This window comes from Mycobacterium kyorinense (assembly GCF_001672775.1).
In the GTDB taxonomy this organism is placed as follows: domain Bacteria; phylum Actinomycetota; class Actinomycetes; order Mycobacteriales; family Mycobacteriaceae; genus Mycobacterium; species Mycobacterium kyorinense_A.
The window spans coordinates 34,177-48,282 of record NZ_LZKJ01000088.1; the positions used below are offsets into that span (position 1 = coordinate 34,177).

At 67.0% G+C, this 14,106-nt stretch carries 12 protein-coding genes and 1 pseudogene; 6 read left to right on the top strand and 7 right to left on the bottom strand.

All coding sequences use genetic code 11. The annotated features are described in order from the left end of the window. Positions 1–93: 93 nt before the first annotated feature. Positions 94–969, top strand: coding sequence for a DoxX family protein (locus A5707_RS09780; protein ID WP_065014299.1), 876 nt, complete (start codon positions 94–96; stop codon positions 967–969). Between the two features lie 16 nt (positions 970–985). Here A5707_RS09780 and A5707_RS09785 read toward each other — a convergent pair whose 3' ends face one another. After that, positions 986–1,327: a PH domain-containing protein gene (locus A5707_RS09785; RefSeq protein WP_065014343.1), complete on the bottom strand. Its 342-nt coding sequence runs from the start codon at positions 1,325–1,327 to the stop codon at positions 986–988. Positions 1,328–1,657: 330 nt separating this feature from the next. Here A5707_RS09785 and A5707_RS09790 point away from each other — a divergent pair, with 330 nt between their 5' ends. The 3 genes from A5707_RS09790 (at position 1,658) to ilvC (ending at position 5,124) form a co-directional block, all read left to right on the top strand. Further along, positions 1,658–3,517 carry an acetolactate synthase large subunit gene (locus tag A5707_RS09790; RefSeq protein WP_065014300.1) on the top strand — a complete coding sequence of 620 codons (1,860 nt, stop codon included), beginning with the start codon at positions 1,658–1,660 and terminating at the stop codon, positions 3,515–3,517. Next, entirely contained in the window at positions 3,517–4,017 is a 501-nt protein-coding gene (ilvN, locus tag A5707_RS09795) for an acetolactate synthase small subunit (RefSeq protein WP_065014301.1), read from the top strand. The genes A5707_RS09790 and ilvN overlap by 1 nt, the downstream gene beginning before the upstream one ends. Positions 4,018–4,122: 105 nt before the next feature. Continuing rightward, entirely contained in the window at positions 4,123–5,124 is a 1,002-nt protein-coding gene (ilvC, locus tag A5707_RS09800; protein WP_156657741.1) for a ketol-acid reductoisomerase, read from the top strand. A 78-nt stretch (positions 5,125–5,202) separates the two neighbouring features. On the opposite strand, the gene wrbA is transcribed toward ilvC, so the two are convergent. Further along, entirely contained in the window at positions 5,203–5,802 is a 600-nt protein-coding gene (gene wrbA / locus A5707_RS09805) for an NAD(P)H:quinone oxidoreductase (protein WP_065014303.1), read from the bottom strand. Beyond that, complete coding sequence (locus A5707_RS09810; RefSeq protein ID WP_065014304.1) at positions 5,799–7,229, bottom strand: phytoene desaturase family protein; 1,431 nt, start codon at positions 7,227–7,229, stop codon at positions 5,799–5,801. Before A5707_RS09810 ends, wrbA begins: the two co-directional genes overlap by 4 nt. Positions 7,230–7,461: 232 nt before the next feature. On the opposite strand from A5707_RS09810, the gene serA reads away from it, so the two are divergent. Next, on the top strand, positions 7,462–9,048 hold the full coding sequence (gene serA, locus A5707_RS09815; protein ID WP_065014344.1) for a phosphoglycerate dehydrogenase: 1,587 nt from the start codon (positions 7,462–7,464) through the stop codon (positions 9,046–9,048). A gap of 37 nt (positions 9,049–9,085) precedes the next feature. Continuing rightward, complete coding sequence (locus A5707_RS09820) at positions 9,086–10,099, top strand: 3-isopropylmalate dehydrogenase (protein ID WP_065014305.1); 1,014 nt, start codon at positions 9,086–9,088, stop codon at positions 10,097–10,099. Between the two features lie 181 nt (positions 10,100–10,280). Here A5707_RS09820 and A5707_RS09825 read toward each other — a convergent pair. From A5707_RS09825 to ectB, 4 genes and pseudogenes are all read right to left on the bottom strand, one after another. Continuing rightward, positions 10,281–11,288: pseudogene (locus A5707_RS09825) on the bottom strand (MFS transporter); the annotation flags it as partial. Between the two features lie 54 nt (positions 11,289–11,342). After that, the gene (thpD, locus tag A5707_RS09830; protein WP_065014306.1) at positions 11,343–12,242 is read right to left on the bottom strand and encodes an ectoine hydroxylase; all 900 of its coding nucleotides are present in this window, start codon (positions 12,240–12,242) and stop codon (positions 11,343–11,345) included. Continuing rightward, the gene (locus A5707_RS09835; protein ID WP_065014307.1) at positions 12,239–12,643 is read right to left on the bottom strand and encodes an ectoine synthase; all 405 of its coding nucleotides are present in this window, start codon (positions 12,641–12,643) and stop codon (positions 12,239–12,241) included. The genes thpD and A5707_RS09835 overlap by 4 nt, the downstream gene beginning before the upstream one ends. Then, positions 12,640–13,923: a diaminobutyrate--2-oxoglutarate transaminase gene (ectB, locus tag A5707_RS09840; RefSeq protein ID WP_065014308.1), complete on the bottom strand. Its 1,284-nt coding sequence runs from the start codon at positions 13,921–13,923 to the stop codon at positions 12,640–12,642. Before ectB ends, A5707_RS09835 begins: the two co-directional genes overlap by 4 nt. Positions 13,924–14,106: the final 183 nt, after the last annotated feature.

Consider the following 14,106-nt stretch of genomic DNA (forward strand, 5'->3'; position numbering starts at 1 on the left):
GGCGGCCGTCAGGGCGCCCTAGACAGGCATCAGTCTGGTAAAAGCGCCGCTCAAATCCCCAATCTCGGCCGAACTGCCCTTACCCTGACACGCGTGACGAGTCAATCGCATGACACACGTTGGCGGCGGCCGGACAGCTCCGAGGCGCCAACTCCGGGACGCCCGGCCGTAGCGAGCCTGGTCGACCCGGAAGACGACCTGCCGTCAGCCACCTATGCAGGCGATTTCGAGACGACCACCATTCCGCACTACGACGCCGCCGCCGGCATGTCCCCAGATTCCGGGAATATGCGGCTGCCCGGCAACGGATACGGCGTCATCGGCGGCCAGGAACCACTAGGCGCCCTGCCGTATGTCCAGCCGCAGAACAACGGCCATCACTCCGTATTCGGGCCGGGCGAGCTCGGGCCGGGTATCGACGACGAGCGCGTCCGCGCAGCGGGCCGTCGCGGCACCCAGCATCTCGGTTTGCTGGTGCTGCGGGTCGGCTTGGGCGCGGTGCTGATCGCCCACGGGCTGCAGAAACTGTTCGGCTGGTGGGGCGGCCAGGGGCTGACCGGATTCAAGAATTCCCTGGCTGACGCCGGCTACCAGCACGCCGACATCCTCACCTATGTCGCCGCCGGCGGTCAGATCGTCGCCGGAGTTCTGCTGGTGCTGGGCTTGTTCACGCCGGTCGCTGCCGCCGGGGCGCTGGCCTACCTGATCAACGGCCTGATCGCCGGGGTGTCGGCCCAATCCGACGCGCAATCGATTCCGTTCTTCCTGCCTGATGGGCACGAGTACGAGCTCACGCTGATCGTCATGGCCGCCGCCGTCATCCTGATCGGCCCAGGCCGGTACGGGTTCGACGCTGGTCGCGGCTGGGCGCGGCGGCCATTCATCGGCTCGTTCGCGGCCCTGGTGTTAGGTGTCGGCGCCGGTATCGGCATGTGGGTGTTGCTCAACGGCTCGAATCCGCTGACGTAAACCGGGGCCAGCGGATCTAGCCGGCGTACGGGTTGGGTACCCGGCCGCCGCTGGCTTCGGTCAACACCGGGAGCGTCGCGAACGTGACCGCGGGCAACCGCAGTTCGCCGTCGTCCTTGAGTTGTGCCCGCGCCCACAAACTCTTGGTGAACCGCAACCCGTCGATCTGATCCCAGTGCACCGCCCGGGTGCCGAGCAGCGTGCGGACCCTCACGCCTTGCTGGTCGGCGACGGTGCGCAGCCGAATGATCAACGCCGACAAGATAATTGGTATCACCAGCAGCGGCGCGCTCAGCGGCCAGGTCAGTACCGGTATCAGCAGACCCAATGCGAAGAAGCCGACCGCAAAGTGGGCCATCGGCGATATCTTGATCACCGCCGGGGACGTCGCGGGTGAGCTGGAAGCCACCGCTGCATTGTGTCACCGCCCGGTGAGATTGCGTCCAGCGCTGTGCCTGGAGGGGCAGCCGCGACCCTGTGCGCAATCTCAACGCTGGGCGGGCCGGCAACCCGGATTTGACGGCTGACCTGTGCGGAGACTACCGTCGAACGCTATGGACAGCCGCGAAATGCTCGTAGTACTTGGTCGGCGCGTTGGTAGCTGATTAGCCTTCGAGCACCAACGCGCAACCCCTCGTGCAGCAGAGCTGGCGGGGGTTTTTTGTTGCCAGCACCTGAAGAGGACACAGTGAGCGCACCCATAACGCGACCATCGGAGCGATCGGCGAGACCGCCGGTTGCCAACGGCGCGTCTGCAGCAGCCAAACCCGTCGCCCCCCAGCCGAGCCACGTTGCGCCGCACCAGCTTACCGGTGCGCAGTCGGTAATCAGGTCGCTGGAGGAACTCGACGTCGAGGTCATCTTCGGCATTCCGGGCGGCGCCGTGCTGCCGGTATACGACCCGCTGTTCGACTCGCAGAAGCTGCGCCACGTGCTGGTGCGTCACGAGCAGGGCGCCGGGCATGCCGCCAGCGGCTACGCGCACGCCACCGGCAAAGTCGGGGTCTGCATGGCCACGTCAGGGCCCGGTGCCACCAACCTGGTCACTCCGCTCGCGGACGCGCAGATGGACTCGGTGCCGGTGGTGGCGATCACCGGCCAGGTCGGCCGGTCGCTGATCGGCACCGACGCCTTTCAAGAGGCCGACATCTCCGGTGTGACGATGCCGATCACCAAGCACAACTTTTTAGTCCGCGACGGCGACGAGATCCCCCGGGTGATCGCCGAGGCCTTCCACATCGCGGCCACCGGGCGCCCCGGTGCAGTGCTTGTCGACATTCCCAAGGACATCCTGCAGGCCCAGTGCACGTTCAGCTGGCCACCGCGCATGGATCTGCCCGGCTACAAGCCCAACACCAAGCCGCACAACCGGCAGATCCGCGAGGCCGCCAAGCTGACCGCGGCCGCCCGCAAGCCGGTGCTCTACGTCGGCGGCGGGGTGATCCGCGGCGACGCCACCGAGCAATTGCGTGACCTGGCCGAGCTGACCGGCATCCCGGTGGTGACCACGCTGATGGCCCGCGGCGCCTTCCCCGACAGCCACCCGCAGCATCTGGGCATGCCGGGAATGCACGGCACCGTGGCCGCAGTCGCGGGCCTGCAGCGCAGTGACCTGCTGATCGCGTTGGGCACCCGCTTCGACGACCGGGTCACCGGCAAGCTCGACTCGTTCGCGCCGGAGGCCAAGATCATCCACGCCGACATCGATCCGGCCGAGATCGGCAAGAACCGGCACGCCGATGTGCCGATCGTGGGCGACGTCAAAGCCGTCATCACCGATCTGATCGCGGCGCTGCGCCACGACGGGACCGCCATCGAACTCGACGACTGGTGGGAATACCTGCGGGAGGTGCGGTCCACCTACCCGCTGTCCTACGGGCCGCAGAGCGACGGCAGCCTCAGCCCCGAATACGTGATCTCGACCCTCGGCGAGATGGCCGGCCCCGACGCCGTGTATGTCGCCGGCGTCGGGCAGCACCAGATGTGGGCTGCGCAGTTCATCTCCTATGAGAATCCGCGCACCTGGATCAACTCCGGCGGTCTGGGCACCATGGGCTTCGCCATCCCGGCGGCGATGGGCGCCAAAATCGCCCGCCCCGACGCCGAAGTGTGGGCGGTCGACGGCGACGGCTGCTTCCAGATGACCAACCAGGAACTGGCCACCTGCGCCATCGAAGGCGCTCCGATCAAGGTGGCGCTGATCAACAACGGCAACCTGGGCATGGTGCGTCAATGGCAGTCGCTGTTTTACCAAGAGCGCTACTCGCAGACCGATCTGGCGACCCACTCGCACCGCATCCCCGACTTCGTCAAGCTGGCCGAGGCGCTCGGGTGCGTCGGATTGCGCTGCGAGCGTGAGGAAGACGTGGCAGATGTCATCGCCCAGGCCCGCGCGATCAACGACCGCCCGGTGGTGATCGACTTCATCGTCGGAGCCGATGCACAGGTGTGGCCGATGGTGGCCGCGGGCACCAGCAACGACGAGATCCAGGCCGCCCGCGGAATCCGCCCGCTGTTCGACGACGAAGGCAACGAGGGGCATGCCTGATGAAGACACATACCCTTTCGGTCCTCGTCGAAGACAAACCCGGTGTCCTTGCCCGCGTTGCGGCGCTGTTTTCCCGGCGCGGGTTCAACATCGAGTCGCTGGCTGTCGGCGCCACCGAGCAAAAAGACATGTCCCGGATGACGATCGTCGTCTCTGCCGAGGACGCGGTGCTGGAACAGATCACCAAGCAACTCAACAAACTGGTCAACGTCATCAAGATCGTCGAACAGGAGGACGACAATGCGGTGGCCCGCGAGTTGGCGCTGATCAAAGTGCGCGCCGACGCCAATACTCGCGGCCAGATCATCGAAGCGGCGAACCTGTTCCGCACCAGGGTGATTGACGTCTCCCCGGAGTCGCTCATCATCGAGGCAACCGGTACCCCGGCGAAGTTCGAGGCGCTGCTGCGGGTGCTGGAACCCTACGGGGTGCGCGAAATCGTCCAATCCGGATTGGTGTCGCTGTCCCGCGGTCCGCGGGGCATCGGCACCGCGAAATAACTAATAAGGAGACGTGGCGATCGCCAGCGTGGCAATGGCGCTGGGCACGCCCGCTTGCGGGGGACGGGTCGCCACAGATAGGAGAAAAGCCAAGTGGCAGTGCAGATGTTCTACGACGACGACGCCGACCTGTCGATCATCCAGGGCCGCAAGGTCGGCGTCATCGGATACGGCAGCCAAGGACACGCGCACTCGCTGAGCCTGCGCGACTCCGGCGTCCAGGTGAAGGTGGGCCTGAAGGAAGGCTCGAAATCGCGGGCCAAGGTCGCCGAGCAGGGGCTCGAGGTCGACACCCCGGCCGAGGTGGCCAAGTGGGCCGACGTGATCATGCTGCTGGCGCCCGACACCGCGCAGGCCGACATTTTCACAAACGACATCGAGCCCAACCTCGAGGCGGGCAATGCGCTGTTCTTCGGCCACGGGCTCAACATTCACTTCGACCTGATCAAGCCGGCCGCCGACATCACCGTGGGGATGGTCGCGCCGAAAGGGCCGGGGCACTTGGTGCGCCGCCAATTCGTCGACGGCAAGGGTGTGCCTTGCCTGATCGCGGTGGACCAGGATCCCACCGGCGAGGGCGAGGCGCTGGCGCTGTCCTACGCCAAAGGCATCGGTGGCACCCGCGCCGGCGTCATCAAGACGACGTTCAAAGAGGAGACCGAGACCGACCTGTTCGGTGAGCAGGCCGTGTTGTGCGGCGGCACCGAGGAATTGGTCAAGGCCGGGTTCGACGTGATGGTCGAGGCCGGTTACGCGCCAGAGATGGCCTACTTCGAGGTGCTGCACGAGCTCAAGCTGATCGTCGACCTGATGTACGAGGGCGGCATCGCGCGGATGAACTATTCGGTGTCCGACACCGCGGAGTTCGGCGGCTACCTGTCGGGCCCGCGGGTGATCGACGCCGACGCCAAGGAGCGGATGCGCGGAATCCTCCGCGACATTCAGGACGGCAGCTTCGTCAAGAGGCTGGTTGCCGATGTCGAGGGCGGCGGCAAGGAACTCGCGCGGTTGCGCAAGGAGAACGCCGAGCATCCCATCGAGGTCACCGGTAAGAAACTGCGCGACCTGATGAGCTGGGTCGACCGCCCCATCACCGAAACGGCGTAACCCCCCGCTTGCGCCGAGCGTGCGTGTCCCCGGCCGACACGCCGAGCGTGTCGCCGGGTTAGCGCACGCTCGGCGCGGTCAACGCGCCAGCCGGTCGGCGACTAACACCACCCGCCGGGCCAGGTGCTCAAGCGCCGCGTTAGTCGCGTCGTCGAATTCCTCGATGTTGTCGTGGGTGGAAACCAGGCTCACCCCATAGGGATTGCCGTCGACGAACTTGGCCGGATCGGTGTACCCCGGCGGCACGAGTATCCCGCCGAAATGCATCAACGTGATGTACAGCGCCAGCAGCGTGGTCTCTTGGCCACCGTGGACGGTGTTCGACGATGTGAAGCCCGCATACACCTTGTCGGCGAGCTTGCCGTCGGCCCACAACCCGCCCAGCGAGTCGAGGAAGTTGCGCAACTGCGATGCGGGCGAGCCGAATCGGGTCGGTGAGCCGAAGATCACCGCGTCGGCCCAGACGATGTCGTCACCGGTGGCCACCGGTAAATGCTTGGTGGCTTTATAGTTCGCCGTCCAGGCAGGATTGCTGGCAAACGATTCCGGGTCGCGGGTTTCGGCGACGGGGCGGACCCGCACCTCAGCCCCCGCGGACTCGGCTGCGGCGGCAACGCGTTTCGCCATCGTCGTGCCGTGGCCAGTAGCGGAGTAGTAAATGACCGCGAGTTTCGTCATGGCGTCATGGTAGGCAATGCGGTGATCCCGAACTCGCGCTTGAGCACAGTACGCGCCGCGTAGTAGCCGCACATGCCGTGCACGCCGCCGCCTGGGGGAGTGGCCGCCGAACACAGGTACGCCTTAGGGATCGGTGTTGTCCACGGGTTGAGCCGCGGCGTCGGTCCGACGATCGCGCGCCAGGCGGAGTTCCCGCCCATTCCGATGTCACCGCCGACGTAATTCGCGTTGTGATCGGCTAACCGTGCCGCGGGCACGCTGCGAACGGCGACCACGACGTCGCGGAAGCCGGGCGCGAACCGCTCGAATATGGCTGTGACGGCATCGGTTTGGTCAACTGGCGATCCCGACGGCACGTGCGCGTAAGTCCACAGCGGCCGGCGTCCATCGGTATCGATCCGGCCCGGATCGCACACGTACGGAGTAGCAGCCAGCACCATCGGCCACTCGGCGTGCCGTCCGGCGGCTACCTCCGATTCGGCACGCGCCATCTGCGCGCGGGTGCCGCCGAGGTGGAAGGTGGGTACGTGCGCCAGCCGCTCGTCGGACCATGGGATGTCATCACTGAGCACAAAATCGACCTTGGCAACCCCTGGGCCAAAGCGGTAGCCGCGCAACGCCTTCGCGTAGCCGGCCGGCAGCGCATCGCCGTAGATGCGCAAGAGCGCCGTCGGAGCGGTGTCGTACAACACGACACCGCCCGGGGGTTCGGTGATCTCCACACCGGCGGTCAGTTCGCCGCCGTGCGCTCGCAGATCGGCGATCAGCGCATCGGCGATCGCCTGACTACCGCCCACCGGGATGGGCCAGCCACCCGAATGGGCGAGCGTCGACAGCATCAGCCCGGCAGCTGCCGCCACTAGAGACGGCATCCGCGAAATCGTGTGGGCGGCAACACCACTGAAGAGCGCGCGGGCGTCTTCGCCGGCCAGTGACCGCCACGCCGGGGTGGCTTGCGCGAGCATCCGTAGGCCCAAGCGCAGCGCCGGCAGCACATCCGTCGGCACCGAGCGTTTGTCGCCGAGCAGCAGTCCCACCACCGCTTCGGAGTCAGCCACCAGCGGGCCCAGCAGGCGCCGCCATGACGCGCCGTGCTCGAGGCCGTCGCAGGTCCGTTCGAGATCGTGGTAAGCGATCGCCGCCGGTCGGTCGGGTAGCGGGTTGGCATATGCCAGCTCCGGTACCGCCAACTGCACACCGCGCGCGGGCAGGTCGAATTGCGCCAGAAACGGCGACGCGAGCGCCAGCGGGTGCACTGCCGAGCAGATGTCGTGCGATACCCCGGGAAACTCTGGGTCGGCGGCGGTGCGGGCGCCGCCGCCGAACGTCGGCTGCGCCTCGATGACCTGCACGCTCAAGCCGGCGCGTGCGCAGATGACAGCGGCGGTCAGCCCGTTGGGTCCGCTTCCGACGACGGTGACGTCCATCCCGTGATGGTAGGGACCGGCGGGTTACGCGGCGACAGGCCGCCCATCGCCATTGACTCTGCGGCTACCAGACAAAAGTGCGAGTAGCTCGCCTGGTCAGCGCAGAGTCAACGCATTGGTGTTGCCGGCGCGGCCCGCATCGTCGCCGGGCCCGAGGTCGCCGTTGGAGCTGATGGCGGCGACCCGTTGCGCCCGGCTCCGCCGCGCTGACGGTCGCCGCTACGCTGGCCGGGTGAGCCTGCCCGTTGTTTTGATCGCTGACAAACTTTCTGAATCCACCGTCGCCGCCCTCGGTGACCAGGTTGAAGTGCGCTGGGTCGACGGCCCGGATCGCGAGAAACTGTTGGCTGCGGTACCGGACGCCGACGCGTTGCTGGTGCGCTCCGCCACCACCGTCGACGCCGAAGTGCTGGCCGCCGCCCCCAAGCTCAAGATCGTCGCCCGCGCCGGTGTCGGGTTGGACAACGTCGACGTCGAGGCCGCCACCGCCCGCGGCGTACTGGTGGTCAACGCGCCGACATCGAACATCCACAGCGCCGCAGAGCATGCGATCGCGCTGCTCCTGGCCGCAGCGCGGCAGATCACCGTGGCCGACGCGTCGCTGCACGCGCACGAGTGGAAGCGCTCGTCGTTCTCCGGCACGGAGATCTTTGGCCACACCGTCGGCGTGGTCGGCCTGGGGCGCATCGGGCAGCTGGTCGCGCAGCGGCTGGCGGCGTTCGGCGCCCACGTCGTCGCCTACGACCCGTACGTGTCGCCGGCGCGGGCCGCGCAGCTGGGTATCGAGCTGTTGGCCCTCGACGAGCTGCTGGGCCGCGCTGACTTCATCTCGGTGCATCTGCCCAAGACACCCGAGACGGCGGGCCTGATCGGCAAGGAGGCACTGGCCAAGACCAAGCCGGGTGTCATCATCGTCAACGCCGCGCGCGGCGGGCTGGTCGACGAGGCCGCGTTGGCCGAGGCGGTGTCCAGCGGGCATGTCCGCGCTGCGGGTATCGACGTATTCGCCACCGAGCCGTGCACGGACAGCCCACTGTTCGACTTGCCGCAAGTCGTGGTGACTCCCCATCTGGGTGCTTCGACCGCCGAAGCCCAAGACCGGGCCGGCACCGACGTGGCGGCGAGCGTGAAGCTGGCACTGGCCGGCGAGTTCGTCCCCGACGCGGTCAACGTCGGCGCCGGGGTGGTCAACGAGGAAGTTGCGCCGTGGCTGGACCTGGTCCGCAAGCTCGGGGTACTGGCGGGCGCGCTGTCCGACGAGCTCCCCGCGACGTTGTCGGTACAGGTGCGCGGCGAGCTGGCCGCCGAAGATGTTGAGGTGCTGCGACTTTCGGCGCTGCGCGGTCTGTTCTCGGCGGTGATCGAGGACCCGGTGACATTCGTCAACGCGCCGGCGCTGGCCGCCGAGCGCGGGGTTGCCGCCGACATCAGCACCGCCACCGAAAGCCCCAACCATCGCAGTGTCGTCGACGTGCGCGCGGTGGCCTCCGATGGCTCGGTCGTCAATGTGGCCGGCACGTTGTCCGGGCCGCAGCAGGTCGAGAAGATCGTGCAGATCAACGAGCGCAACTTCGACCTGCGGGCCCAGGGCACCAACCTGGTGATCAACTATGTCGACCAGCCCGGGGCGCTGGGCAAGATCGGCACGCTGCTCGGCGCGGCCGGCGTCAACATCCATGCCGCGCAACTGTCCGAGGACGCCGAAGGTCCGGGCGCGACGATCCTGTTGCGGCTGGACCGCGAGGTGCCCGAGGATGTCCGGTCGGCGATCGGCGCGGCCGTCGAGGCCAACAAACTCGAGGTGGTGGACCTGTCGTGACGCGCGACGGCGAAGCGATGAGGAGGAGCGGCGCCAAATGAAGTTGGCGATTATCGGCGGTGACGGTATCGGCCCGGAGGTGGTGGCCGAAGCGGTCAAGGTCCTCGACGCGGTGCTGCCGGGTGTGGAGACGACGAACTACGACTTGGGCGCTCGGCGCTTTCACGCCAGCGGGGAAGTGCTGCCCGACGCGGTGCTCAGCGAGCTGCGTGCGCACGACGCGATCCTGCTCGGCGCAGTCGGTGATCCGTCGGTGCCCAGCGGCGTCCTCGAGCGTGGCCTGCTGTTGCGCCTGCGCTTCGAACTCGACCACTTCGTCAACCTGCGCCCGGCCCGCTTGTATCCGGGAGTCACCAGCCCCCTGGCCGGAGAGCCGAAAATCGACTTCGTGGTGGTGCGGGAGGGCACCGAGGGCCCCTACGCCGGCAACGGCGGCATCATCCGGCGCGGCACTGCGCAGGAGATCGCCACCGAGGTCAGCGTCAACACCGCCTACGGGGTGCGTCGGGTGGTGCGAGATGCGTTCGAACGCGCCCAGCGGCGGCGCAAACACCTGACCCTGCTGCACAAGACGAATGTGATTACGTTCGCCGGTGACCTGTGGTGGCGCACGGTGCAGCAACTCAGGGCCGAGGAGTACCCCGACGTCGAGATCGCCTACTGCCACACCGACGCCGCCACCATCTACATGGTCACCGACCCCGGCCGGTTCGACGTGGTCGTCACCGACAACCTGTTCGGCGACATCGTCACGGACCTGGCCGCCGCGGTGTGCGGCGGTATCGGGTTGGCGGCTAGCGGCAACATCGACGCCACCAGGACCAATCCGTCGATGTTCGAGCCGGTGCACGGCAGCGCACCCGATATCGCAGGGCAGGGCGTCGCAGACCCGACCGCGGCGATTATGTCGGTGGCGCTGCTGTTGTCCCACGTCGGCGAAGACGCCGCTGCTGCGCGAGTGGACCGGGCAGTGGCGACTCATCTGGAGACTCGTGGGACGCAGCGGTTTTCGACCCGTCAGGTTGGCGACCGGATCGCTGCTGAGCTTTAGCTTCCCACTCGGGCGGCCGCACCGAGGCCGGCACCAGCGGCGTCGCGACCAACGGAAACAACCCGCACACCAAAAACGCCGCCGGATAGCCGCTGGCGACGATCAGCGCGCCGAACACCGGCGGGCCGCCGGCTGCCATCAGTCGCTGATAGGTGTTCTGCAGTCCCAGCGCACGTCCGCTCCAATACGGTCCGGCGTACTCGGTGATCGCGGTGGATTCCAGCCCGTTGTCGAGCACCGCGATCACCGACGCGGCCACCATCAGCGGCACGGCATATGCCGACTTCAGATGATCGGCGATGGCCAGCGACACCAGCGCCAGGCCGCCGGCGATCGCGATCATGCGCACCGGCCGCAACCGGGATCCGACGCGATCCGACCACCGCCCGACCAGGACGCGGCCCACCGCGCCGAGTAGCTGCGACACCGTGACCAGCGTCCCGGCCGACGCGATCGACCAGCCGTGGTTGTTGATCAACCACACCAGCATGAAGGTCACGGTCACCGTCTGCGGCATCATCAGCAGCGCCGACGACGCGTGGATTCGGCGCAGCACCTGCGGCCCGCGGTACGGATTGGCCAGTTCTTCCTCGCTGGCCGCTGTGCGCGGCTTACGCGGCGGGTCGATTACACCAATCGCGCTTGCCACCGCCGACACGGTGCACATCAGCGCCGGAAACGTCAGCCCGGCCATCGGCCCGTGCTCGGCCAGCTCGGGAATTACCAACGCGCCCAACGCGATTCCCAACGGTTGCGCGGTCTGGCGGATCCCCATCGCCAGCCCCCGCTGATGCGGGGGAAACCAGCCGGAGACCAGCCGTCCGCCGGCCGCGTTGCAGCTGGCGGCCGCCATGCCCCCGACGAACAGGAACGCGCCGATCGCCATCATGGAATGCACCGTCGTCGCGGCGTAGGCGGCCGCCGCGGTCAGCACCGACCCGACCGTGAGCACGATCCGCTCGCCGATCCGGTCGAGCAGGTACCCCCAGGCGATCAGGGTCACCACCATGCCGAAGCTTGGCATCGACGACAGCAGACCGGCCTGCGCCAGCGGCGTGCCGCGGTCGTTTTCCAATGCCGGAATCAGAAACGCGACGCCGTTGATGAAGATGAAGGCGCTTGCCGTGACGGCCAGCGAGATGGCCACCATCGACCAGCGCGCTCCGGTACCGATCGAGTCCGTCGCCATTCAATCCATCGTTCCACACGCCTTCGCGGCGCGCGGTTGGCGAAACACCGGAGATCAGAGCGGATGGAAGCTGCGACTGGCGATGAAACTGGGTCGAGGAGCGGCAGCGCCGAACGGTTCGACCAGCGTGTTCTCCACGCTGTTGTAGACGATGAACACGTTCGATCGGGGATAGGGCGTGATGTTGCTGTTCGATCCGTGCATGCAGTTGCTGTCGAAGAACACCGCCGAACCCGCCGGACCGGTGAACTGGCGGATACCCCGCTCGGCGGCCAGCCAGGTGAGGCTGGCGTCGTCGGGGGTGCCAATCTCCTGGCGCCGCAGCGACGAGCGGTAGTGGTCGGGCGGTGTCTCGCCCGGGCAGGACACGAACCACTTGTGCGAGCCGGGCATGATCATCAGCGAGCCGTTGTAGTCGAGGTTCTCGGTCAGCGCCACCGACACGCTGACCGCGCGCGGGGCGGGCATGCCGTCCTCGGCGTGCCAGGTCTCAAAGTCCGAATGCCAGAAGAACTCCTGGCCGTTGAAACCGGGCTTGAAGTTGATCCGGCTCTGGTGCACGTATACATCCGAGCCGAGCAGTTGGCGGGCCGGCCCGACCAGCCGCGGATCGGCGATCAGTGCGGCGAACGCCGGGCTCACCTTGTGGACTTCGAAGATCGACCTGATCTCGCGGCTGTCGGGCTCGAGCACCGAGCGCTCGTCGTCGGCCAAGATCGGATCGGTTCGCAGGGTGTCCAGCTCGGCCCGTAGGTCGGCGACGACGTCGGGGTCGAGCAGGTTGTCCACGCTGAGGAACCCGTCCGCGTCGAAACGGTCGAGCACCGGCCCCTCGAGTGGGCCGCTGACACGATCGGGAGCCCACACCACAGGGTCGTGCCGTGGTTCGATCCCGATCTTGACGTTGCTGCGGGTCGGGTAGCGGTCGTGGCGATCGATCACTGTCGCGGTCACGCAGTCGCCTCCCTCTCTTCCACGATCAGCGGATACGCCCCGTGCTCGTCATGCACCTCCCGGCCGGTGACCGGCGGGGTGAACACACACACCATGCGCAGGTCGGAGTGGGCCCGCACCCGATGATGCTCGTGGCCGTCGAGGAGATACAGGGTCCCGTCGCGCAGCGGGTGCACGTCTCCGGTCTCGTCGTTGACCAATTCGCCTTCGCCGCCAACGCAATACACCGCTTCCACATGGTTCGCGTACCACATGCTGGTTTCGGTACCGGCGTACAGCACGGTCTCGTGCATCGAGAACGACTGCCCGTCACGGGCCAACAACAGCCGCTGGCTGTTCCAGGTTTTCGCCTGAACGTCGCGGTCGGTGCCCTTGATCTCGGACAGGGTACGGACGATCATCGGTCGCCCTTTCCGTTCGCGCCGACCCCGGCCAGTGGTCGCGCCGTGGCGGCCTTGATCGACTCGGACAGGATCGTCAGGCCCTCCTCGATCTCGGCGTCCTCGATCACTAGCGGCGGCATCATCTTGACCACCTCGCTCTGCGCGCCGGACGTCTCGAGCAGCATTCCGCGCTCGAAGGCCGCGCGGCACACCGCGCCGGCCAGCTCGGGCTGATCAAACGCCAGACCCTGCACCAGACCGCGTCCGCGGACCTGGACGCCGTCGACGGGGGCGACGACGTCGCTCAGCGTGCGTTCGATCTGCTCGCCCTTGCGTAACACGTTTTTGCTGAGCTGGTCGTCGGTCCAGAAGTCCAGTGCAGCGGTGGCGGTGACAAACGCGGGGTTGTGACCGCGGAAGGTGCCGTTGTGTTCACCGGGCTCCCACTGGTCGAGTTCGGGCTTGAACAAGGTGAGCGCCATCGGCAGCCCGTAGCCGCTGATCGACTTGGACAGGCACACGATGTCGGGCACGATGCCGGCCGCCTCAAAGCTGAAGAACGGCCCGGTGCGCCCGCAGCCCATCTGCACGTCGTCGACGATCAGCAGCAGCTCATGGCGACGGCACAGCTCGGCCAGCCCGCGCAACCACTGCAGCCGCGCGACGTTGATGCCGCCCTCGCCCTGGACGGTCTCGACGATCACCGCAGCCGGCTGGTTCAGCCCACTGCCGTTGTCCTCCAGCAGTCGCTCGAACCACATGAAATCCGGCGTGGTGTCGTCGAGGTAGTGGTCGTAGGGCATCGGGGTGGCATGCACCAGAGGAATGCCGGCCCCGCCTCGCTTCATCGAGTTGCCGGTCACGCTCAGCGCGCCCAGGGTCATGCCGTGAAAGGCGTTGGTGAAGCTGATCACGCTCTCCCGGCCGGTGATTTTGCGGGCCAGTTTCAGCGCCGATTCCACCGAGTTGGCTCCGGTGGGACCGGGGAACTGCACCTTGTAGTCCAGCCCGCGGGGCCGCAGGATCACCTCGTCGAAACGTTCCAGGAAGCGGGCTTTGGCCACGGTGTTCATGTCCAGGCTGTGCACCACCCGGTCGGCGGTCAGGTATTCCAGTAGAGCCGCTTTGAGGTCAGGGTGGTTGTGCCCGTAGTTGAGCGCGCCGGCACCGGCGAAGAAGTCCAGATATTTCCGTCCCTCGGTGTCCCACATGTGACTGCCGGATGCCCGGTCGAAGACCACGGGCCACGAGCGGCAATAACTGCGCACCTCGGATTCAAGTGCCTCAAAAATGGACAATGTGGTTTAACCTTCCGTCCGCTTGTGCAACACGACGGAGCGAGAGCGATAAAGCCGAATCCGCACGGCGACGGTACGGCAGCGGGGTCCCGGTTCGTCTTCGACGTCGGTAAAAGCGAAGACGACTGAGCTCCGTTGCCAGTCGTCGATCTTTTTCGGCTTACCACCCCGCTCGGACGCCCC